Origin of the sequence: Limnohabitans sp. DM1 (assembly GCF_001269385.1) — a bacterium.
Lineage (GTDB): Bacteria > Pseudomonadota > Gammaproteobacteria > Burkholderiales > Burkholderiaceae_C > Limnohabitans_A.
Genome location: NZ_CXOO01000026.1, coordinates 46,883 through 66,942, shown reverse-complemented (window position 1 = coordinate 66,942; position 20,060 = coordinate 46,883). Strand labels below are relative to the sequence as shown.

The 20,060-nt window shown below is 61.0% G+C and carries 21 protein-coding genes and 1 tRNA gene; 13 read left to right on the top strand and 9 right to left on the bottom strand.

The genetic code is table 11. The annotated features are described in order from the left end of the window. The first annotated feature begins 102 nt into the window (after positions 1–102). Both AMM33_RS10190 and AMM33_RS10185 read left to right on the top strand, forming a co-directional pair. A complete protein-coding gene (locus AMM33_RS10190) occupies positions 103–324 on the top strand; it encodes a SlyX family protein (RefSeq protein WP_053175127.1) in 222 nt (73 codons plus the stop codon). Further along, positions 324–1,394, top strand: coding sequence for an RNA methyltransferase (locus tag AMM33_RS10185; protein WP_090140987.1), 1,071 nt, complete (start codon positions 324–326; stop codon positions 1,392–1,394). Before AMM33_RS10190 ends, AMM33_RS10185 begins: the two co-directional genes overlap by 1 nt. Positions 1,395–1,484: 90 nt before the next feature. Here the strand turns inward: AMM33_RS10185 and AMM33_RS10180 are convergent, their stop codons facing one another. Genes AMM33_RS10180 through AMM33_RS10170 form a run of 3 tightly spaced genes read right to left on the bottom strand, consistent with a single transcriptional unit; the run spans position 1,485 to position 4,497 of the window. Further along, the gene (locus tag AMM33_RS10180; RefSeq protein WP_090140985.1) at positions 1,485–2,381 is read right to left on the bottom strand and encodes a DMT family transporter; all 897 of its coding nucleotides are present in this window, start codon (positions 2,379–2,381) and stop codon (positions 1,485–1,487) included. Continuing rightward, on the bottom strand, positions 2,378–2,908 hold the full coding sequence (locus tag AMM33_RS10175) for a methylated-DNA--[protein]-cysteine S-methyltransferase (RefSeq protein WP_090140982.1): 531 nt from the start codon (positions 2,906–2,908) through the stop codon (positions 2,378–2,380). The genes AMM33_RS10180 and AMM33_RS10175 overlap by 4 nt, the downstream gene beginning before the upstream one ends. After that, a complete protein-coding gene (locus AMM33_RS10170; RefSeq protein WP_090140980.1) occupies positions 2,905–4,497 on the bottom strand; it encodes an Ada metal-binding domain-containing protein in 1,593 nt (530 codons plus the stop codon). The genes AMM33_RS10175 and AMM33_RS10170 overlap by 4 nt, the downstream gene beginning before the upstream one ends. Before the next feature lie 153 nt (positions 4,498–4,650). Here AMM33_RS10170 and AMM33_RS10165 point away from each other — a divergent pair, with 153 nt between their 5' ends. Genes AMM33_RS10165 through AMM33_RS10155 form a run of 3 tightly spaced genes read left to right on the top strand, consistent with a single transcriptional unit; the run spans position 4,651 to position 8,517 of the window. Further along, positions 4,651–6,054, top strand: coding sequence for a phosphomannomutase/phosphoglucomutase (locus tag AMM33_RS10165; protein WP_090140977.1), 1,404 nt, complete (start codon positions 4,651–4,653; stop codon positions 6,052–6,054). Positions 6,055–6,082: 28 nt separating this feature from the next. Continuing rightward, the gene (locus tag AMM33_RS10160; RefSeq protein WP_090140975.1) at positions 6,083–7,153 is read left to right on the top strand and encodes a glycosyltransferase family 4 protein; all 1,071 of its coding nucleotides are present in this window, start codon (positions 6,083–6,085) and stop codon (positions 7,151–7,153) included. Positions 7,154–7,194: 41 nt separating this feature from the next. Further along, complete coding sequence (locus tag AMM33_RS10155; protein ID WP_228768067.1) at positions 7,195–8,517, top strand: 3-deoxy-D-manno-octulosonic acid transferase; 1,323 nt, start codon at positions 7,195–7,197, stop codon at positions 8,515–8,517. A 155-nt stretch (positions 8,518–8,672) separates the two neighbouring features. Here AMM33_RS10155 and AMM33_RS10150 read toward each other — a convergent pair whose 3' ends face one another. The 4 genes from AMM33_RS10150 to AMM33_RS10135 are packed head-to-tail and all read right to left on the bottom strand — an operon-like array spanning position 8,673 to position 11,296. Further along, the gene (locus AMM33_RS10150) at positions 8,673–9,476 is read right to left on the bottom strand and encodes a UDP-2,3-diacylglucosamine diphosphatase (RefSeq protein WP_090140973.1); all 804 of its coding nucleotides are present in this window, start codon (positions 9,474–9,476) and stop codon (positions 8,673–8,675) included. Between the two features lie 54 nt (positions 9,477–9,530). Further along, positions 9,531–10,037, bottom strand: a complete 507-nt coding sequence (locus tag AMM33_RS10145) for a peptidylprolyl isomerase (protein ID WP_090140971.1) — start codon at positions 10,035–10,037, stop codon at positions 9,531–9,533. A 4-nt stretch (positions 10,038–10,041) separates the two neighbouring features. Next, on the bottom strand, positions 10,042–10,725 hold the full coding sequence (locus AMM33_RS10140) for a peptidylprolyl isomerase (RefSeq protein WP_090140969.1): 684 nt from the start codon (positions 10,723–10,725) through the stop codon (positions 10,042–10,044). 58 nt (positions 10,726–10,783) lie between these two features. After that, positions 10,784–11,296, bottom strand: a complete 513-nt coding sequence (locus AMM33_RS10135) for a tetratricopeptide repeat protein (RefSeq protein WP_090140967.1) — start codon at positions 11,294–11,296, stop codon at positions 10,784–10,786. A gap of 268 nt (positions 11,297–11,564) precedes the next feature. Here AMM33_RS10135 and cysS point away from each other — a divergent pair, with 268 nt between their 5' ends. From cysS to AMM33_RS10105, 6 genes are all read left to right on the top strand, one after another. Beyond that, positions 11,565–12,950 carry a cysteine--tRNA ligase gene (cysS, locus tag AMM33_RS10130; RefSeq protein ID WP_090140965.1) on the top strand — a complete coding sequence of 462 codons (1,386 nt, stop codon included), beginning with the start codon at positions 11,565–11,567 and terminating at the stop codon, positions 12,948–12,950. Then, positions 12,947–13,594 (top strand): DNA-3-methyladenine glycosylase family protein, encoded by a 648-nt coding sequence (locus AMM33_RS10125; protein WP_090140964.1) that lies wholly within the window; start codon positions 12,947–12,949, stop codon positions 13,592–13,594. Before cysS ends, AMM33_RS10125 begins: the two co-directional genes overlap by 4 nt. Positions 13,595–13,638: 44 nt before the next feature. Further along, positions 13,639–14,613, top strand: a complete 975-nt coding sequence (locus AMM33_RS10120; RefSeq protein ID WP_090140962.1) for an acetyl-CoA carboxylase carboxyltransferase subunit alpha — start codon at positions 13,639–13,641, stop codon at positions 14,611–14,613. Positions 14,614–14,642: 29 nt separating this feature from the next. Next, a complete protein-coding gene (gene tilS, locus AMM33_RS10115; RefSeq protein ID WP_090140961.1) occupies positions 14,643–15,587 on the top strand; it encodes a tRNA lysidine(34) synthetase TilS in 945 nt (314 codons plus the stop codon). Positions 15,588–15,733: 146 nt separating this feature from the next. Then, the gene (locus AMM33_RS10110; RefSeq protein WP_090140958.1) at positions 15,734–16,996 is read left to right on the top strand and encodes an aspartate kinase; all 1,263 of its coding nucleotides are present in this window, start codon (positions 15,734–15,736) and stop codon (positions 16,994–16,996) included. An 18-nt stretch (positions 16,997–17,014) separates the two neighbouring features. After that, positions 17,015–17,107, top strand: a tRNA-Ser gene (locus tag AMM33_RS10105). Positions 17,108–17,243: 136 nt separating this feature from the next. Here the strand turns inward: AMM33_RS10105 and AMM33_RS10100 are convergent. Both AMM33_RS10100 and AMM33_RS10095 read right to left on the bottom strand, forming a co-directional pair. Then, positions 17,244–18,605, bottom strand: coding sequence for a class II fumarate hydratase (locus AMM33_RS10100; RefSeq protein ID WP_090140956.1), 1,362 nt, complete (start codon positions 18,603–18,605; stop codon positions 17,244–17,246). Beyond that, positions 18,602–18,763 carry a hypothetical protein gene (locus AMM33_RS10095; protein ID WP_194945370.1) on the bottom strand — a complete coding sequence of 54 codons (162 nt, stop codon included), beginning with the start codon at positions 18,761–18,763 and terminating at the stop codon, positions 18,602–18,604. Before AMM33_RS10095 ends, AMM33_RS10100 begins: the two co-directional genes overlap by 4 nt. A 101-nt stretch (positions 18,764–18,864) precedes the next feature. On the opposite strand from AMM33_RS10095, the gene AMM33_RS10090 reads away from it, so the two are divergent. Both AMM33_RS10090 and AMM33_RS10085 read left to right on the top strand, forming a co-directional pair. Next, positions 18,865–19,398, top strand: coding sequence for a ferritin-like domain-containing protein (locus AMM33_RS10090; protein ID WP_090140953.1), 534 nt, complete (start codon positions 18,865–18,867; stop codon positions 19,396–19,398). A 31-nt stretch (positions 19,399–19,429) separates the two neighbouring features. Beyond that, positions 19,430–19,993 (top strand): NADPH-dependent FMN reductase, encoded by a 564-nt coding sequence (locus AMM33_RS10085; RefSeq protein WP_090140952.1) that lies wholly within the window; start codon positions 19,430–19,432, stop codon positions 19,991–19,993. The last annotated feature ends 67 nt before the right edge of the window (positions 19,994–20,060 follow it).

Genomic DNA, 20,060 nt, shown 5'->3' with positions numbered 1-20,060 from the left:
TTTGACCGGCAAATACACGGCCCCCGTATGTCGGTACTCGCAGAGTCCGACACTTTTGGCGTAACCTCTGCGTGCGTCAAAAAATCAGGTCCAATACAGCCCATGGACATACCCACCCCTATTGAAAACCGCCTGGTTGATCTGGAAATCAAGGCGGGCTTTACCGAAGACCTGCTGGACCAGCTCAATGCGCAGGTGTACCGCCAGCAGCAGCAAATTGACGCGCTCATTCAGGAACTGCGCCAGATGCGCGAGCGGCTGCCCGAGTCGGGCGGTGGCGCTGAAGTGCGCAATTTGCGTGACGAGATTCCGCCGCATTACTGATGAACTTCCACAGCATTCAGGACATTCGGGTCCATTTGCGTGCCCTGGGCGCCAACGAGCGGCACGAGCAGCGCGTGCTGCGTCTGTGGACCCAAGCCAAACCGCAAAACAGTGGGCGCAGGCCGCTGGAAAGCTTCATGCCCACGGCGGTGCGTGAGGCGCTGCCTGCTTTGAGTGAGGCCCTCGCAGCCTTGGTCACCTTGCGCGAACAGCACCCGGCTCAAGATGGCTCGGCGCGCTTGCTGGTGGGTCTGCAAGACGGCCAGACGGTGGAAAGCGTGCTGCTGCCGCGCGATGGCTTGTGTGTTTCCAGCCAGGTCGGTTGCGCAGTGGGCTGTGTGTTTTGCATGACCGGCCGTGAAGGCCTGATTCGCCAGGTGGGCAGTGCGGAGATCGTGGCGCAGGTCGCTTTGGCCCGCATGCTCAGGCCCGTTAAAAAAGTGGTCTTCATGGGCATGGGAGAGCCTTCGCACAACCTGGATGCGGTGATGGACGCCATCGACCTGCTGGGCACGGTGGGCAATATCGGGCACAAGAATCTGGTGTTTTCCACGGTGGGCGATGCACGCGTGTTCGAACGTTTGCCGCAAGGCCGCGTCAAGCCTGCCTTGGCTTTGTCTCTGCACACCACGCGTGCCGATTTGCGAGGTCAGCTGCTGCCGCGAGCCCCGCGCTTTGACCCACAAGATTTGGTGGAAGCCGGTGAGATTTATGCCCGCGCGACGGGCTATCCGATCCAGTACCAATGGACCTTGATCGAAGGCGTCAACGACAGCGCCGAAGAGGTCGAAGGCATTGTGCGTTTGCTGAAAGGCAAATACGCGCTGATGAACATGATCCCCTACAACGCAGTGCCCGATCTGCCTTATGCCCGGCCGAGTTGGGAACGCGCCGCCGACATCGCCCGCACCCTTCACCAGCGTGGTGTGCTGACCAAACTGCGCCAATCCGCAGGGCAGGATGTGGACGGCGGCTGCGGCCAGTTGCGCGCCCGCGATGTGCAGCGCGGACAGCCCGTGAAAATGTTCATGTCAGGCTCGAAGCCTCAGGCCACGCACCACGCCCCGTAGGTCGGCACTCGCAGAGTCCGACGTTGTTGGTTTTGCGAAGGCCCCATGTCGGGGCTGAAGCCGCCGACCTACAAATGCATGGCCCCCCGCTCAACGCCCCGGCAGTTTGACCAGCCCGCTGGACAGTGATGTGCCCAGCAAAATCACCGCGCCGCACAGCAGCATCCAGGCGGTGACGGTTTCGCCTAGAAACAGCACGCCGTAAGCGATGGCAAAGACGGGCACCAAAAACGTGACCGTCAAAGCGCGTGCTGGCCCCGCCACTTCGATGAGTCTGAAATAGAGGATGTAGGCCACGCCGGTGCACAGCACGCCAACGGTGATCAAGGACCACCAGACCGAGGCGCTGGGCCAGTGGTCGGGGCGCCACCACAGCGCTGGCAACAGCAAAGCCAAGGTGGCCCCGATTTGGCTGCCGGTGGCGGTGACCAGCGGGGGCAGGCTGGGGATGTGTTTTTTGGTGAAGCTGGCCGCCAGCGCATAGCAGGTGGTGGCCGCCAGACAAGCCAGCACCGCCCATGCGGGGGCTATGCCCGAGGCGTTGGGTTTGAAGCTGGCCTGTCCACCGGCCAGCAGCACCACGCCGCCAAAACCGATGGCCAGACCCACGGTGCGTGACAGGCTGGGCTTGTCGCCCAGCCAGAGCCAGGCCACCACTGCGCCAAACAAAGGCACGGTGGCGTTCAAGATGGATGAAAAACCCGTGGTGATGTGCATGACCGCAAACGAATACAGGGCAAACGGAATGCCGCTGTTGAGTGCGCCCACAAACAGCACGGGTTTCCAATGACGGCGCAGCTCAGCCCAGTGCCCTTTGGCCAGCATGATAGGCAGCAAAAAAACAGCGGCAATGGCCACCCGAATGGCGGCGGTGGGCAAGGCACCCAATTCGATGGCCGCCATGCGCATGAACAAAAAGGACGAGCCCCAGATGGCCGACAGAATCAAAAAGTCGGCCAGCCAGCCTTTGGCGTGAGAAGTGGTCATTCAGGAAAGAGGGAAGCAGAGGAGGGCAGGGCGATGGGGTGGCCTTCAAGTTGGAGCAGCGCCTGTTTGCGCCACAGCCCGCCTGCATAGCCCGTGAGCTGGCCATCGCCGCCCAGGATGCGGTGACAGGGCACGATGATACTCACCGGGTTGCGCCCCACGGCAGCGCCCACCGCCCGGACTGCCTTGGGGTTGCTCAGCTGCCGGGCCAGGCCGCCATAACTTTGGCTTTGGCCAGACGGGATGCCCAGCAAAGCCCGCCAAACCGATTGCTGGAATGCGGTGCCGGCCGACAGGTCCAGTGGCAGATCAAAGCGGTTCAGATCGCCTGCGAAATAGGCCTGCAATTGCGCGCAGGCGTCTTGCAGCAGCGGGTGTGCGGTGACGCTTGTCCAGCCGCGCAGGCGTTCATCGCTGGGGCCATGCCGCTGGCCTTCAAACCAGACGCCGCACAGGCCCAAGTCTGAAGCGGCCAGGATCATCGGCCCCAAGGGGCTGTTCCATTGTTGGGTCAACAGGGGTGTCATGGTGCGGGGTGGTTGTGGTTCTGGTTGTGGGGCTCGGGGTGATCGGATCGCTCGGGTTGAGGGGCCGAGCGCTGCCAGGCCGCGATCAGGGCATAGCTGCGGCAGGGCCGCCAGGCCTGGCCCAAGGCTTCCAGGGCTTGGGTGGGACGCGGGTGCTGACGCACGCCCAAGGCGGTTTGCAAGGCCACGTCCTGCACGGGCCAGGCGTCTGCCCAGCGCAGGGCGCGCATGGCGATGTAGTGCGCCGTCCAGGGGCCGATGCCGGGCAAGGCCATGAGCGCCTGCAAGGTGGGCTCCAGTTTGGCTTGGCGGCTGAGGTCCAGGCTGCCCGATTCGACCGCCCGCGCCAGGGCCTGTATGGCTTTTTGACGTTGACGCACCAAGCCCAGGCTGCCCATGTGTGCGGCGTTTTCTTCTCGCGCCAAAGTGGCCGGGCTGGGAAACGTGCGGTTCAGCTCGGGCCAGGGGGTGTTGCAGGGCTCGCCCAGTGTGTTGACCAGCCTTTGCCCCAGCGTGCGGGCGGCTTTGACGCTGATTTGCTGGCCCAAAATGGCCCGCACGGCCAGCTCGAAACCATCCAGACAGCCGGGCAGACGTTGGCCCAGGGCTTGCGGAAAATCACGCCCAATGACCTGTGCGATGCGGGCGGGCTCGGCGTCCAGGTCCAGCCAGTCCCGCACCTGCGCCACCACCTGGGGCAACACGGGGTCCAATGAGGCGCTGGCAAGCAGGTGCACCACGGCTTGCGTGCGGTCCCAGCGCAGTTCCAGCCAGCCGGTGATGGCGTGGCTTGCATGGGGACAGCGCACCGTCCTGCGCAACACGGCGTCCGGGCCTTGGCCCTCCCAGCTTTCCATGCCGCTCAAGCTGCGGTCTCTCAGAAACTGCCAAAGCGTGGCGATTTGACAAGGCGGGCGGTAGTGCAAAACCAGCGCGGTGCCGGGCTGGGGGGCCTTGCGCTGCTGCACGCTTGTGGTTCGAAGTTGCCCCGGGCTGAGTTGGTAGTGCTGGGCAAATGCGGCGTACAGGCGCCTGGCCGAGCCAAAGCCACTGGCACGCGCCACATGGGCCACCGACAGGGGGCTGTCTTGCAGCCACTGTTTGGCGTGCAGCAGCCTTTGGGTTTGCAGGTATTGCAGGGGCGAGACCTGCCAATGGCGCAAAAACAGGCGCCTCAGGTGCCGGTCGCTCACGCCCAGCTGCGCCGCCAATGCGGCCATGCTGGGCGGCTTGAGGCCTTGCTGAATGGCCGATTGCAATTGTTGGGCCGCGCATTCGGCCAGCACCGCCTGGGCGTCGGTGGTGGACCAAAAGCGACGTGCGGGTGCCAGTTCCGGGCGGCAGCGCAGGCAGGGCCTGAAGCCCTGCGCTTCGGCTTGAGCGGCTGTTTCAAAAAAGCGGCAGTTGGCTTGGCGGGGCAGTTTCACCCGGCAAACCGGGCGGCAATAAATGCCGGTGGAGGTCACACCGGTGAAAAAAAGCCCATCCCACGCCGCATCCTTGTCGGCCATGGCTTGGTAACAGCGCTGCGCGTCCAGGCCTGATTCACTGGCAGCTTGTGTGGGTGGGGGAGTTTGAAGGGGCCGCATTGACGGTCATGTTATCGGCAAACGGGTGTGCACAAGCGGCGGGTTTGTGCTGTTTTCGGACCCATGGTGATGCCCTGTTTGGCCAGCCCTTGCCGCCTACAATGCGCATTCAATTCATAAACCAAGCCTGATGGCTTTTGATTGGTTCATCCCATGCAAGTCACCTCCTCCATCTTCAAAGCCTACGACATCCGCGGCGTGGTGCCGTCCACGCTGAACGAGCAAGTGGCCGAAGGCCTGGGCAAGGCATTTGGCACCCAAGCGCTGGCCGAGGGCCAGACCCAGGTGGCTGTCGGGCGTGATGGCCGCCTGAGCGGGCCTGGCTTGTCGGCCGCGCTGATTCGCGGTCTGGTGGCCGCAGGCATACAGGTTATCGACATCGGCATGGCCACCACGCCCATGCTCTACTTTGCGGCCAACACCGCCTGCCAAAGCGGCATCCAGGTCACCGGCAGTCACAACCCCAAGGACTACAACGGCTTCAAGATGGTCTTGGCGGGCCGTGCCATTTACGGCGACGAAATCCAGGCCCTGCGCCAGATGATGGAAGCCGAAACCTGGCAGCTCAAGGCCGGTGGCAGCGTGTCGCATTTGGATGTGCTGGCCGACTACACCCAGCGCATCGTGGGCGACATCCAATTGGCCCGTCCCATGAAGATCGTGGTGGACTCGGGCAACGGCATCGCAGGGGCCTCGGCGCCCGGCATTTTCCGCGCCCTGGGCTGCGAAGTGATCGAGCTGTTCAGCGAGGTCGATGGCGAATTTCCCAACCACCACCCCGACCCCAGCAAGCCCGAAAACCTGCAAGACCTGATGAACGCCCTGAAAACCTCCGGGGCCGAGTTGGGCCTGGCGTTTGACGGTGACGGCGACCGCCTGGGCATCGTGACCCAAGACGGCAACAACATTTACCCCGACCGCCAGATGCAGCTGTTTGCCCAGGACGTGCTCAGCCGCGTGCCCGGCGGCACCATTTTGTTTGACGTGAAGTGCTCGCAGCGCCTGGCCCCGGCCATTGAGGCCGCTGGCGGCAAGGCCTTGATGTACAAAACCGGCCACTCCTTGATCAAGGCCAAGATGAAAGCGATTGAGGCCGAAGGCGGCCAGGCCCCGCTGGGCGGCGAGATGAGCGGACACATCTTCTTCAAGGAGCGCTGGTACGGTTTTGACGATGGCACTTACGCCGGTTGCCGCTTGCTGGAAATCGTCAGCAAGAGCCCGGATGCCAACGCCGTGCTCAACGCCTTGCCCACCAGTTTCAGCACGCCCGAGTTGAATGTGAAGTGCGCCGAAGGCGAGCCGCACAGCGTGACCCGCGCCCTGCAAGCCAAGGCGGCCAGCGCCTTCACTGCGCCCGCCAAGGTGTCGGACATCGACGGGCTGCGCGTGGACTGGCCCGATGGCTTTGGCCTGATCCGTGCCTCTAATACCACCCCCGTGCTGGTGCTGCGCTTTGAAGGCCAGACCGAAGCGGCGCTGCACCGCATCGAAGGCGAAATGCTGGCCCTGCTGCGTTCGGTCAAGCCCGATGCGCAGATCGAAGCCTCTGCGCACTGAACACGCCTCCTTCCAGAAAGCTCTCCTCATGAATTCCGCCAGCTCCGTGCTCAGCCCCGACCCCGAGGTCATCGTTTTCAATTTGAAAGAGCGCTACACCGGCGTGTCGGCCACCATCAATGCGCTGGTGCCTTTGCAGGCGCAGCAATGGCGACTGGGGTTTTGCGGAACGCGCATGTCCAACGGCATTGACGGCATGAGTTTGCGCGAGGCCATCAAAATCTCGCGCAAGCCGCCCGAGGGCCGGGCGTTTCGCATCTGGCATGTGCGCCGTGATCCGGAAATGGTGGCAGCCATTTTTGCGCGCGATGTCTTGCGCCTGCCCATCAAGCTGGTGTTCACCTCGGCGGCCAAGCATTTGCACAGCGCTTTCCCTCGCTGGTTGATCTCCAAAATGGACGCGGTTATTTCGACCACCCAAGAGGCCGCCGCCTTTGTGCCCAACACCACGGCGGTGGTGCCGCATGGCATTGACCTGTCACGTTTTTCGCCACCGGCAGACAAGCGCACCGCCTGGAAGGAATCGGGCTTGCCGGGTGAATACGGCATTGGCGTGTTTGGCCGCATTCGGCCCACCAAGGGCACCGATGTGTTTGTGGACGCCATGATCGAAGCCCTGCCGCAATTGCCCGGCGCCACGGCAGTCATCACCGGCATGGCCTTGCCCAAGCACAAGGCGTATCAGGACGCCTTGATCGCCAAAATCGCTGCCGCAGGGCTGAGCGAGCGCATCATCTTTCTGGGGCAATTGCCGACCAGCGATATCCACCTGTGGTACCAGCGTTGCCTGCTGTGTGTGGCCTGCCCGCGCTATGAGCCCTTTGGCCTGACCCCGTTCGAGGCCGCATCGGCGGAATGCGCCCTGGTGTGCTCGCGCACCGGCGCTTTTGATTTGATCACGGTGCCCGGACTGACGGGTGAGATGGTGGAGCCCGGTGACGCCCCGGGCCTGGCGCAAGCGGTGCTCAAGGTCTTGCGCGATCAGGACCAGGCGCTGGCCATGGGCCGGGCGGCGCGTGAGCGGGTGATCGCGCAATTTTCTCTGGCCAAAGAAGCCCAGGGCATTGCTGACGTGTACACGCAGCTGTTTACCCGGTGATGGCTGGCAGAGCCCAGCCGCTCAGTGCGTGGGGGCGTCGCATGCAGCACCTCCAGGAAAGCTTCACGCTGGGCGGCTACGCACTGCTCATGCAGGCCTTGCAGCCCCTGTTGCGCCGCAAATTGCAGCGGCGTGGACGCACCGAGCCCGGCTATTTGCAGCAGGTGCCTGAGCGCTTTGGGCATTACGACACCCCGCCTGCGCAGGCCGGAGCGGTGTGGGTGCATGCCGTGTCTTTGGGAGAAACCCGCGCCGCAGCCCTGTTGATCGACGCCTTGCGTCAGCGCCTTCCGGGTATGCGTTTGTTGCTGACCCACAGCACCGCCACCGGCAGGGCGCAAGGCCAGGCGCTGCTGCTGCCCGGTGACGCGCAAGTCTGGTTGCCTTGGGACACGCCAGAGGCCACGCGCCGTTTTTTGAAGCACCACCGCCCCTGTTGTGGCCTGCTCATGGAAACCGAAGTCTGGCCCGCCTTGGTCCGCGCCTGCCAACAGCAAGCGGTGCCCTTGTACCTGGTCAATGCCCGTTTGAATGACAAATCCTTTCAAGCAGCAAAGCGTTGGCCCAGCCTGTCAGGGCCTGCTTACCGGGGCTTGAGCGGTGTTTTTGCCCAATCGGATGCCGATGCCCAGCGCTTGCAGGCTTTGGGGGCCAAGGTTTTGGCGGTTTTAGGCAACCTCAAATTCGACGTCAAGCCGCAACCCGAGGCGAAAGCGCTGGCCCTGCAATGGCGTGCCGGTTTGAAGGCGCAAGGTTCGGCCCGGCCGGTGGTCATGCTGGCCAGCACCCGAGAAGGCGAAGAAAACCTGTGGCTGGACGCTTTGGCGGCCAATGTGGACCGCGCGCAAGCTTTCAAGGCGATGGGCGTGCTGTGGCTCTTGGTGCCGCGTCACCCCCAGCGTTTTGAGGAAGTGCACCAACAGGTGCAGGGTCGCGGCTGGGCGGTTTTTCGGCGCAGCGCCTTGCCCCCAGCGCCTGAGCCCTGGCCCGCAGCGGCCCTTAAGGCCGACGTCTGGCTGGGCGACAGCCTGGGCGAGATGCCGGTTTACTTTCAGATGGCCGACATGGCCTTGCTGGGCGGCAGTTTCATGCCCTTGGGCGGGCAAAACCTGATCGAAGCGGCTGCATTTGGCTGTCCCATCGTCATGGGGCCGCACACCTTCAACTTTGCAGAAGCTTCGCAACAGGCTGAAGAGGCTGGCGCGGCAGCGCGAGTGCGCGATATGGACGGCGCCTTGAATCAGGTGCTGGCCTGGCTGGAAGCACCACAAGCCTTGGCTCAGGCCCAACAGGCAGGCCTGACCTTGATCGCCCAAAGCCGAGGTGCTGCCGACCGCTACGCCCAAGCCATGCTGAAGGAATAGCCTCCTCTCGGCCTATAGGGGGTGTGTATTTGTAGGTCGGCGGCTTCAGCCCCGACAAGGGCTTTCGCCGAAGCCAGCAATGTCGGCTCTGTTGCTGCCAACCTGTGGGGTGACGCTGAAAAAAATTCAAATTCCAGCGTGCAGGACCAATGCCTTCAATGGGCAGTCAGCAGGCTGTGACGCGCCCATGCACCGTCGCGTTGCAAGCGCATCACTTCGGCGCGCTGCGGGGGGTGGTCCAAGGACCAGTCGCTGAGCACATGCCTTTGAGCGCTTCCCAAAGGATGCTCGGCAGGGCGATGGGTGTGGCCGTGGATGAGTCGGTCGGCTTGGGTTTGGGCCAGCCAGGCCAGGCTCATGGGCAGGTCGGCATCGGCAAAGTGCATGCCTGGGTGTTTTTGTGATTCACTCAACTGGCGCAGGCTGCGGGCGAATGCCATGCGTTCTTCCAGAGTCTTGGCCAGAAAAGCTTGCTGCCACTGCGGGTTGCGCGCCTGCAGGCGAAAGGCTTGATAGGCTTTGTCTTCCAGGCACAAGGCGTCGCCGTGGGTCAGCAAGAGGCGCTGGCTGCCCAGGCAGAGCACGGTCGGGTCGGTCAATGCCTGCACGCCGCAGGCTGAGAGAAAGTCGGGGCCAACCAGAAAGTCCCGGTTGCCGGGCATGAAGCCCACATGCAAGCGACGCGAAGCTTGCCGCAGCACCTCAGCGCAGCGTTGCAAAAACGGGTCCAGCGGCACGGCATCGTCGCCCACCCACACCTCAAACAGATCGCCCAGGATCAGCACCGATTGGGCGGGCGTGGTCGCCATGAAGTGTTGCCACGCCTCGAAGGTGGCTGTTTCACTGGCTTGCAGGTGCAAGTCGGAAATCAGGTCCACGGTGTGCCATGCCGCTGGGGCCTGTAACAGACCCCAGTTGTCAACTGTATGAACGTCGTTGCCTGGCGCCTGCTTGGGCATTTGAGCAGAAAGAGCGGCGGACATGACAGCGGGCACGCGCAAAGGACGGTGGAATCAGAGGGCCACGGCCTTCTCGATGACCACGTCTTCTTTGGGCACGTCACCGTGGCCACCACGGTTGCCGGTTTTCACGCCCTTGATCTGGTCCACCACTTCGGTGCCCTTGACCACTTTGCCAAACACGGCATAGCCCCAGCCTTGCATGGAGGGGGCGGTGTGGTTCAAAAAGCCGTTGTCGGCCACGTTGATGAAGAACTGGGCTGTGGCCGAGTGGGGGGCCGAGGTGCGTGCCATGGCCACGGTGTATTCGTTGTTTTTGAGACCGTTGTTGGCTTCGTTCTCAATGGCCGCGTCGGTGGGCTTTTGGCTCATGCCGGGCTCAAAGCCACCACCCTGGACCATGAAGCCGGGGATCACACGGTGAAAAATCGTGTTGTTGTAGTGGCCTTTGTTCACATAGGCCAGAAAGTTTTCGGTTGACTTGGGGGCTTTTTCAGCATCGAGTTCGAGGGTGATGACGCCGTAGCCGGTGATGTGCAGTTCTACTTGTGGATTGCTCATGGTCTTACTTCAACAAAGTGATGGATTGGATGACAACCGGCGTCCGGGGAACATCGGTCGGGAAGGGGCCGCCTGCGCCGGTTGGCGTGTTGCGGATTTTTTGGACCACGTCCATGCCAGACGTGACTTTGCCAAAAACGGTGTAGCCGTAAAGCTGGGTGGCCCCCAGCAATTGGGCACGGGCCACGTTTTCATACACGCGGCCCTGGTATTCAAATTTGGCAACCGGGTCGCCGTCAGGGATGGGGGTGGGATCCAGAAAGGCGTTGTCCACCACGTTGATGAAAAACTGCGCGGTGGCCGATTGCGGGTCGTTGGTGCGGGCCATGGCCAGTGTGCCGGTGGTGTTTTTCAAGCCTGTGGCCAGCGCCTGGCGGCCTTCGTGGGGCACTGGGGGGCGGGTTTTCTTTTCTTTGTATTGCGCGTCATAGCCGCCGCCTTGCACCATGAAGCTTGAAATCACGCGGTGAAAAATGGTGCCGTCGTAGTGCTTGTCTTTCACGTACTGCAAAAAGTTGGCCACTGTTTTAGGGGCTTTGTCGGCGTACAGCTCGGCTTCGATGTCACCAGCGGAGGTGCTGATGCGCACCTTGCTGACGTTGCCCGTGTTGGCCTGGCTCGGCCATGGCGCCATCAGGATCAAGGGCAAAGTGAGGGCCAAAGTGCGCAGGAATTGGGTGCGTTTCATGGGATGGGTGCCGTGTTGTCAGCCGAGTAGAAAACCGTGTGCAGGGGTGTACTGCCCGTCAAGGGGCGGCGTTTTTGATCAGTTGATCGAGCGTCAATTGTTTGTTTTGGATACGCGTTTGCGCCGGTGTTGCTTTGAGGGCGTTGGCATAGGCCTCGCGGGCCAGTGCAACATGCACATCACCCAGATTTTCCAGGGCGATGGCGTAATCGGGCCGGGCCAGAATGGCCGCTTGCAAGGCCGTCAAGGCTTCGGTGTACCGGTTTTGCCGCACCAGCAATGCGGCCAGATTGTTGTGCGGTTCTGGCAATTCGGGAAAGTTTTGCGTCAGGGCTTGCAAGGTGTCCAACGCCTCATCGGTTTGGCCTTGTCCGTCCTGGATGCGGCTGAGCAGAAGTCGCATTTGCGGGTCTGTGGGGGCGGTTTTCAGGCGCGATTGAGCCTGCTCGAGCGCTTTGTCCCAGCTTTCAGACTGGATCAATCGGTTCACATCGGTGTAGATGTCGGCCCGAGCCAATGCACTGAGCGACCACAAGCCACAAAACAAGATGAGCAAATTGAGCAGGCGCATGCAGGGAATGGGTCGAAGGCGTGATCAGGACGGATCGGGGCGGTGGGCGATTCAGGTGTTGAGGCCACCTGTCGGGGATATACTGGAAGGTCATTGTAGCGGAGGCCCGAATGCCCCCAAGCTGCACAACAGTGGGTGTCACAGCGTCTGGAGCGCACCCTCTTGGTATCCGTTTTGAGCCCCATCCCCTGTGATTTTTGCTGAATGGCCTGCCTGTGTGGCTGATGGGCTGCTGTGATGGTTTTTATATTCCGAACCTTGTTTTGACATGAGTCTGCGCATTTTCAACACACTGACCCGCAGTGTTTCCGAGTTTTTGCCCATTGAGCCTGGCCATGTGCGCATGTACGTTTGCGGCATGACGGTGTACGACCTTTGCCATTTGGGCCATGCCCGCTCGATGATCGCGTTTGACGTGGTGCAGCGCTGGCTCAAGGCCAGCGGCCTGAATGTGACGTATGTGCGCAACATCACCGACATCGACGACAAGATCATCAAACGGGCCTTGGACAACGGCGAGACCATCCGCAGCCTGACCGACCGCATGATCGACGCGCTGCACCAGGACGCCGACGCCTTGGGCATCGAGCGCCCCCAATTCGAGCCCCGGGCCACCGATTACGTGCCCCAGATGCTGGGCATGATCCACACCCTGGAGCAAAAGGGCCTGGCCTATCGCGCAGGCAATGGCGATGTCAACTACGCTGTGCGCAAATTTCCGGGCTACGGCAAGCTGTCGGGCAAGTCGCTGGACGAGTTGAATGCGGGCGAGCGTGTGGCGGTCAACACCGAAGAGGGCGGCAAACACGACCCGCTGGACTTCGTGCTCTGGAAGTCGGCCAAGCCCTCCGAGCCCGAAGATTGCAAATGGGACAGCGAATTTGGCATGGGTCGCCCGGGCTGGCACATTGAATGCTCGGCCATGAGCTGCCAGCTCTTGGGTGAGACCTTCGACATCCACGGCGGCGGCGCAGATTTGCAGTTTCCTCACCATGAAAACGAAATCGCGCAAAGCGAAGGCGCAAGCGGCAAGCTCTTGGCACGCTTTTGGATGCACAACGGTTTCATCAATGTGGACAACGAAAAGATGTCCAAGAGCCTGGGCAACTTCTTCACCATCCGCGATGTGCTCAAGGAATTTGACGCCGAAACCGTGCGCTTTTTCGTGGTGCGCAGCCACTACCGCAGCCCGCTCAATTACAGCGATGTGCATTTGAACGATGCCAAAGGCGCTTTGAAGCGCCTCTACACCGCACTGCAGGCTGTGCCGCCTGCCCCGGTGCAGATGGATTGGACAGAGCCGATGGCGGCCCGCTTCAAGGCCGCCATGGACGAAGACTTTGGCACGCCCGAAGCGGTGTCTGTCCTGTTTGAGCTGGCCAGCGAGGTCAACCGCAGCCAGTCTGCCGAACGCGCAGGCTTGCTCAAGGCGCTGGGCGGTGTGCTGGGCTTGCTGCAAACCGATCCCACCACCTATTTGCAAGCCGGTGCCGGTCTCGATGAAGCGGCCATTCAGGCGAACATTCAGGCCCGTGCCGATGCCAAGAAAGCCAAGAACTTTGCCGAGGCCGACCGCATCCGCAACGACTTGCTGGCCCAAGGCATCGTGCTCAAGGACTCCGCAAGCGGCACGACCTGGGAGGCCGCTCAGTGAGTGCTGTCGCCACTGCTGTGACCCCGGTCACGCCCGACTATTGGGCGCAAGCGTGTACCCACTTGTCCAAAAAAGACCGGGTGATGAAAAAACTCATCCCCCAGTTTGGCAGCGCCATTCTGGAGACGCGTGGTGATGCTTTTGTCACGCTGGCGCGCTCCATCGTGGGCCAGCAAATCTCCGTCAAGGCCGCGCAGTCGGTCTGGGACCGCTTTACGGTCCTGTCCAAGAAATTGACGCCTGCGGGCGTGCTCAAGCTCAAGGTGGACGACATGCGCGCGGCCGGTTTGTCGGCACGCAAGGTCGAGTACCTGGTGGATCTGGCTGTGCACTTCAGCTCGGGCACGGTGCATGTCAAAAATTGGCAAGAAATGGACGACGAGGCCATCATTGATGAGCTGGTGGCCATCCGTGGCATTGGCCGCTGGACGGCCGAGATGTTCCTGATCTTTCACCTGATGCGTCCGAATGTGTTGCCGCTCGACGATGTGGGTCTGATCAATGGCATCAGCCAGAACTATTTTTCGGGTGAACCCGTCAGCCGCAGCGATGCCCGCGAAGTGGCCCAGGCCTGGAGCCCCTATTGCACCGTGGCAACTTGGTATATTTGGCGCTCGCTGGACCCCGTGCCGGTGGCGTATTGAACTTGGGGCAGCTGCCCTTGAGATGATTAACTGAGGAGTAAAACTTGGCCAAAAGAACATTTCTCGACTTCGAGCAACCCGTTGCCGAACTCGAAGCCAAGATCGAAGAGCTGCGCTATGTGCAAAGCGAATCGGCGGTGGACATCACCCTTGAAATTGACCAGCTGAGCAAGAAAAGCCAGCAACTGACCAAAGACATCTACAGTGACCTGACTCCCTGGCAGGTCACCAAAATCTCGCGCCATCCCGAGCGCCCTTACACGCTGGACTACATCAACGGCATCTTCACCGACTTTGTCGAGATGCACGGGGATCGTCACTTTGCCGATGACTTGTCCATCGTGGGTGGGCTGGCGCGTTTCAATGGCCAGGCTTGCATGGTGCTGGGGCAGCAAAAAGGCCGAGACACCAAAGAGCGCGCCCTGCGCAACTTCGGCATGAGCAAGCCCGAGGGCTACCGCAAAGCCTTGCGGCTCATGAAGACAGCTGAAAAATTCAAACTGCCCGTGTTCACTTTTGTGGACACGCCCGGTGCCTACCCCGGCATCGACGCAGAAGAGCGTGGCCAGTCCGAAGCCATTGGCCGCAACATCTTCGAGATGGCCCAGCTGGAGGTGCCCATCATCACCACCATCATTGGCGAAGGCGGCTCCGGCGGAGCGCTGGCCATTTCGGTGGCCGATCAGGTGCTGATGCTGCAGTATTCCGTTTATTCGGTGATCAGCCCGGAAGGCTGCGCTTCCATCTTGTGGAAAACCAGCGAAAAAGCCGAGGTGGCTGCTGAGGCTTTGGGCATCACGGCGCACCGCCTCAAGGCTTTGGGTCTGGTGGACAAAATCGTCAACGAGCCTGTGGGCGGCGCACACCGAGACCCCGCGCAAATGGTCTCTTTCCTCAAACGTGCCTTGGGCGACGCCTGGCGCCAATTGGCCGACCTTAAGCCCAAAGAACTTCAAGAGCGTCGGTATGAGCGCCTGAACAGCTATGGGCGCTTCACCGACACCAAAGCGGGCAAGTAAACGCTGAGCTGAGCCTTCGGGCTGCACACATGGCGCAATCCCTGGAACAGGCCCTGGCTGCATTCAGCCCAGGCCTTCCTTTTGCGGTGGCCTACAGCGGCGGGGCTGATTCCACCGCCTTGTTGTTGGCCTGCGCTCAGCGCTGGCCGGGGCTGGTGAGGGCGGTGCATATCCACCATGGCCTGCAAGCGGCCGCCGATGATTTCGAGCGCCATTGCCAGGCGCTTTGCCAGCAAATGAAGGTGCCCCTGGCTGTGCGTCGGGTTCAGGCCGCAAATGTCCCCGGGCAAAGCCCCGAAGACGCGGCCCGCAAAGCCCGTTACCAGGCGCTTGCCGAAGCGGTGCATACCGAATGGCCCGAGGTCCGGGACATTGCGCTTGCCCAACATGCAGACGACCAAGTGGAGACTTTGCTGATTGCCTTGTCTCGTGGTGCCGGTTTGCCGGGGCTGGCCAGCATGCCTGCGAACTGGCAGCGGCTGGGCCTGCATTGGCATCGGCCTTTGTTGGCAGTGCCAGGTGCCGTTTTGCGCCAGTGGCTGACCACGCAAGGCCAAGCCTGGATCGAAGACCCCAGCAACACCTGTACGCAATTCACGCGCAACCGCATCCGAGCGCAAGTGCTGCCTGCACTGGCCGAAGCCCTGCCTGCTTTTCGCGACACCTTTGCCCGCAGCGCTGCCCATGCGGCGCAGGCCCAAGAGGTTTTGAACGAGGTGGCGGAGCAAGACTTGGTACTCTTGGGCGTGCCGCCGCGCATTGCCGCCTTGCAGTTGCTCAGTCGCCCGCGCCAGGCTTTGGTGCTGCGCCACTGGCTGCGCAGTCAACATGCCACTACCCCCAGCACGGCCCAGCTCCATGAACTGCTCGACCAGGTGGCCGCATGCACCACCCGGGGCCATCGCCTGCACCTGAAAGTGGGGCAGGGCTTTGTCAGGCGAGAGGAGGCCTTTCTGGTTTGGCATGCAACTTGATTGCCGGGGTCATGGTTTGTCAGCAAAATCTGTGTGTGCGGTTGCTACAATCTTTGGGTTTTGCTGGGGCCAAAGCCCTCTCAAATTTTTGCGGTGCGGGCTTTGAAGGCGTGCACCCGCTGTCATCCTCTATTCATAAACGACACATGGCTTTGATCGTTCACAAATACGGCGGCACCTCGATGGGCTCGACCGAGCGCATCCGCAATGTCGCCAAGCGCGTGGCCAAATGGGCCCGTGCTGGCCACCAGATCGTGGTGGTGCCCAGCGCCATGAGCGGCGAAACCAACCGCCTGCTTGGACTGGCCAAAGATCTGGCCCCCGCCAAACCCGGCGATGCCTACAGCCGCGAACTCGACATGCTGGCCTCTACGGGCGAGCAGGCTTCGTCGGCCTTGTTGGCCATTGCGCTGCAATCTGAAGGCCAGCCTTCGGTCAGCTACGCGGGCTGGCAAGTGGCCATCAAGACCAACAGTGCCTTCACCAAAGCCCGCATCGAATCGATTGACGATGCGCGCGTGCGCGGTGACCTGAATGCGGGCAAAGTCGTGATCATCACGGGCTTTCAGGGCGTGGACGACAACGGAAACATCACCACGCTCGGCCGTGGCGGCTCTGACACCTCGGCTGTGGCCGTGGCTGCTGCCCTCAAGGCCGACGAATGCCTGATCTACACCGATGTGGACGGCGTCTACACCACTGACCCCCGCGTGGTTCCCGAAGCGCGCCGCCTGCACACTGTCAGCTTTGAAGAAATGCTCGAGATGGCATCGCTCGGCTCCAAAGTCCTGCAAATCCGCTCGGTGGAGTTTGCGGGCAAATACAAAGTGCCCATGCGCGTGCTGTCGAGCTTCACGCCCTGGGACATCGACATCAATGAAGAAGCCGCATCCGGCACCCTGATCACTTTTGAGGAAGACGAACAAATGGAACAAGCCGTCGTTTCCGGCATCGCATTCAACCGCGACGAAGCCAAAATCTCCGTGTTGGGCGTGCCCGACAAGCCCGGCATCGCCTACCAAATTCTGGGCGCTGTGGCCGATGCCAACATCGAAGTGGACGTGATCATCCAGAACCTGAGCAAAGACGGCAAGACCGACTTCAGCTTCACCGTGCACCGCAATGACTATGCCAAGACCATTGATCTTTTGAAGGAAAAAGTCTTGCCCGCACTGGGCGCCGCCGAAGTGGCGGGTGACGCCAAGATCTGCAAGGTGTCCATCGTCGGCATCGGCATGCGCAGCCATGTGGGCGTGGCCAGCAAGATGTTCCGCAGCCTGAGCGAAGAGGGCATCAACATCCAGATGATCTCCACCTCGGAAATCAAGACCTCGGTCGTGATCGATGAAAAATACATGGAATTGGCAGTGCGCGCCTTGCACAAAGCCTTCGACTTGGACCAAGCCTGAGCTATAATTTGACCTGCTGGAAACGTGACCGAGTGGCCGAAGGTGCTCCCCTGCTAAGGGAGTATGGGGTGTAGAGCCTCATCGAGGGTTCGAATCCCTCCGTTTCCGCCAAACATACCCCGCTGAATGCAATTATTCAGCGGGGTTTTTTGTTTATGGATAAAAGCAAAAGCTTAGGTCACTTTGTTGGTCTTTATTGGCGCACGAAAACGACGTCTTCTGTGTGTGGGCTATTGCCAGGGGTTCTTTACAACATGCCGCGCGGATCGACCCATTCATCAAACTGCTGCGCCGTGACCGCGCCCAACTGGAGCGCAGTCTCGCGAAGCGTGGTGCCTTCTTGCTGGGCCAGCTTGGCAATCTGTGCCGCGCGGTCGTAGCCGATATGGGGGCTCAAGGCGGTGACCAGCATCAGTGACCTCTCCAGGTTATGGGCCAGTTGTGGCATGTTGGCTTTCAGGCCTGCCAAGCAATGCACGTTGAAACTGTGCATGGCATCGGCCAGCAACCGGATGCTGTCGAGCACATTCATGGCGATCAAGGGTTTGTAGACGTTCAGTTCCAGCTGGCCTTGGCTGGCTGCAATGCCAATCGCCACGTCATGCCCCATGACTTGAGCGCAGACCATGCACAGGGCTTCGACTTGGGTCGGGTTGACTTTGCCCGGCATGATGGAACTGCCGGCTTCATTTTGCGGCAGCAGCAGCTCACCCAGGCCTGCGCGTGGGCCGCTGCCCATGAGGCGGATGTCGTTGCCGATTTTGTTCAAAGCGATGGCCAGCATGCGCAGGCTGCCATGCAGCGCCACCAGCGCTTCATGTCCGGCCAAGGCTGCAAACAAATTGCTGGACTGGCGCAGTGGCAGGCGAAGTTGTGTGGCCAGCAAACTGGCCACGCGGCTGCCAAATTCCGGATGCGTATTCAGACCCGTGCCCACGGCCGTTGCGCCTATGGCCAGCGCACACACCCCGTCCAAGGCATGGTGAATGCTGTCCTGACACAGGGCCAGTTGCGCTGCATAGCCACTGAATTCCTGACCCAGTGTGATGGGGACGGCATCTTGCAAATGTGTGCGACCCACTTTGGCCAGATCCTTGAAGGCCACGGCTTTTTCCAGCCAGGCTTCATGCAAAGCATTGAGCGCAGGCAAAAGCTTGCTGTGAGTCAGTTGTAGCACGGCGATATGCATGGCCGAGGGAAAGACATCGTTGGATGACTGGCCCAGGTTGACATCGTCGTTTGCGTGCACGGTCACTCCGGCTTGTTTGGCGAGTGTGGCGATGACTTCGTTCACATTCATGTGACTTTGCGTGCCGGAGCCGGTTTGCCACACCGAGAGGGGAAAGGCGTGATCGAGTTGCGCTGCGGTAATGCGCTGAGCGGCCGCCGTGATGGCCAATGCCTGGGTCTCATCAAGCAGGCCCAGCTGCGCGTTGACTGTGGCCGCCGCCGCCTTGATGTGCGCCATCGCGTGGATGATTTCCAGCGGCATGCGCTGCGTGCCGATATTGAAAAAGCGCAAGCTGCGCTCGGTGTGCACACCCCAAAGTGCATCGGCTGCAATCTCCAGTGCGCCGAAGCTATCGGATTCTGTGCGGGTGGCCCTCATGCGTCTTGCTGGCGCTCCAGCTCCTCAGCTTGTTCAGGGTCATCATGGCGCTCTGGAAAATCGGGCTCTTGCGGGGTCACTGGGGCTTGACCAGGCTGATCACGCTCGGGCGTCGGTGTTTCGGTGCCTAAATCAGGGGCAGGTTTTGGGGTTTGCATGATGTCATTGGCGCATTGCTCAAACTGCAAGTCGGTTCGCTGCCGCACGGTGCCTATGAACGCTCTGTTGCAGAGTGAGGCTTTTACTCAGCGAGAAGATCATGTCGAATAAATCCAATATCACCGAGATCAAGGACATGCGCCGCGAGGCCCGCAAACATCTTGAGCAAGGTGCCGTGACGGCAGATTACGAAGCCGACCGTCTTGAGTTGCTCAAACAACTCAACCAGTCGCTGGCCACAGAGTTGGTGTGTGTGTTGCGTTATCGGCGCCATTACTTCATGGCCAGGGGTATCCACTCCCGTGCAGTGGCTGATGAATTTTTGGCGCATTCCAACGAGGAACTGGCCCACGCCGACAGCCTGGCTGCGCGCATCGTGCAGCTGGGGGGTGAACCTGACTTTGCGCCGCAAAATCTGGAAGATCAAAGTCATGCCGAATACAAAGTCGGCGCCGACTTGGAGGACATGATCCGCGAAAACCTGGTGGCCGAACGCATCGCCATTCACAGCTACCGCGAGACCATCCAAAGCATTGGCGATAAAGACTCCACCACCAGCGACATGCTCAAGCGCATCCTCGCCGTGGAAGAGGAGCATGCCGACGATTTGGCCAGTCTGCTCAGCGGCATGTAAGCCGTCCGATTGCATGGCACAGGACCTCTCCATGAACACCCTCTACATTGCCGTCATTGTCGGCAGCCTTCGTCGCGATTCGCTCAATCAAAAGTTGGCTGATGCCTTGGTCCAATTGGCGCCGACTGACTTCAGTTTCACTCAGGTCAAATTCGATGACTTGCCGCCATACAACCAAGACGATGACGACCACCAGGCCGCTTCGGTCTTGCGTGTGAAGTCGCAAATCCAGTCGGCGCATGGCCTGTTGTTTGTCACACCGGAATACAACCGTTCGATTCCCGGTGTGCTGAAAAACCTGATTGACCATGCATCACGCCCCTATGGCCAAAGCGTGTGGGACGGCAAACCAGCAGGCGTGCTCGGAGCCTCTGTGGGTGTCCTGGGCACGGCACTGGCGCAGCAGCATTTGCGCAATATTCTGGCCTATCTGAATGTGCCCACGATGGGGCAACCTGAAGCCTTTATCCACGCCAAAGAAGGCTTCTTGACAGAAGATGGTCACATCGGTGCCGCCAGTCTGGGCTTTGTGCAGGGATGGGTGGATCAGTATGTGGCTTGGGTGCGAAAGCATGTGCAGCGCAAGACGCTGTGAAACGGGTGGCACAGGCATGCCTCGAGCTTGGCCACGGCTGCGGTGGTCAGCGCCGTAGCATCTGGGC

What these genes read in the sequence shown, in the direction of transcription:
- AMM33_RS10190 (WP_053175127.1), top strand. Translation starts at nt 103, where the DNA reads ATGGACATACCCACCCCTATTGAAAACCGCCTGGTTGATCTGGAAATC.
- AMM33_RS10185 (WP_090140987.1), top strand. Translation starts at nt 324, where the DNA reads ATGAACTTCCACAGCATTCAGGACATTCGGGTCCATTTGCGTGCCCTG.
- AMM33_RS10180 (WP_090140985.1), bottom strand. Translation starts at nt 2,381, where the DNA reads ATGACCACTTCTCACGCCAAAGGCTGGCTGGCCGACTTTTTGATTCTG.
- AMM33_RS10175 (WP_090140982.1), bottom strand. Translation starts at nt 2,908, where the DNA reads ATGACACCCCTGTTGACCCAACAATGGAACAGCCCCTTGGGGCCGATG.
- AMM33_RS10170 (WP_090140980.1), bottom strand. Translation starts at nt 4,497, where the DNA reads ATGCGGCCCCTTCAAACTCCCCCACCCACACAAGCTGCCAGTGAATCA.
- AMM33_RS10165 (WP_090140977.1), top strand. Translation starts at nt 4,651, where the DNA reads ATGCAAGTCACCTCCTCCATCTTCAAAGCCTACGACATCCGCGGCGTG.
- AMM33_RS10160 (WP_090140975.1), top strand. Translation starts at nt 6,083, where the DNA reads ATGAATTCCGCCAGCTCCGTGCTCAGCCCCGACCCCGAGGTCATCGTT.
- AMM33_RS10155 (WP_228768067.1), top strand. Translation starts at nt 7,195, where the DNA reads ATGCAGCACCTCCAGGAAAGCTTCACGCTGGGCGGCTACGCACTGCTC.
- AMM33_RS10150 (WP_090140973.1), bottom strand. Translation starts at nt 9,476, where the DNA reads ATGCCCAAGCAGGCGCCAGGCAACGACGTTCATACAGTTGACAACTGG.
- AMM33_RS10145 (WP_090140971.1), bottom strand. Translation starts at nt 10,037, where the DNA reads ATGAGCAATCCACAAGTAGAACTGCACATCACCGGCTACGGCGTCATC.
- AMM33_RS10140 (WP_090140969.1), bottom strand. Translation starts at nt 10,725, where the DNA reads ATGAAACGCACCCAATTCCTGCGCACTTTGGCCCTCACTTTGCCCTTG.
- AMM33_RS10135 (WP_090140967.1), bottom strand. Translation starts at nt 11,296, where the DNA reads ATGCGCCTGCTCAATTTGCTCATCTTGTTTTGTGGCTTGTGGTCGCTC.
- cysS (WP_090140965.1), top strand. Translation starts at nt 11,565, where the DNA reads ATGAGTCTGCGCATTTTCAACACACTGACCCGCAGTGTTTCCGAGTTT.
- tilS (WP_090140961.1), top strand. Translation starts at nt 14,643, where the DNA reads ATGGCGCAATCCCTGGAACAGGCCCTGGCTGCATTCAGCCCAGGCCTT.
- AMM33_RS10110 (WP_090140958.1), top strand. Translation starts at nt 15,734, where the DNA reads ATGGCTTTGATCGTTCACAAATACGGCGGCACCTCGATGGGCTCGACC.
- AMM33_RS10100 (WP_090140956.1), bottom strand. Translation starts at nt 18,605, where the DNA reads ATGAGGGCCACCCGCACAGAATCCGATAGCTTCGGCGCACTGGAGATT.
- AMM33_RS10095 (WP_194945370.1), bottom strand. Translation starts at nt 18,763, where the DNA reads ATGCAAACCCCAAAACCTGCCCCTGATTTAGGCACCGAAACACCGACG.
- AMM33_RS10090 (WP_090140953.1), top strand. Translation starts at nt 18,865, where the DNA reads ATGTCGAATAAATCCAATATCACCGAGATCAAGGACATGCGCCGCGAG.
- AMM33_RS10085 (WP_090140952.1), top strand. Translation starts at nt 19,430, where the DNA reads ATGAACACCCTCTACATTGCCGTCATTGTCGGCAGCCTTCGTCGCGAT.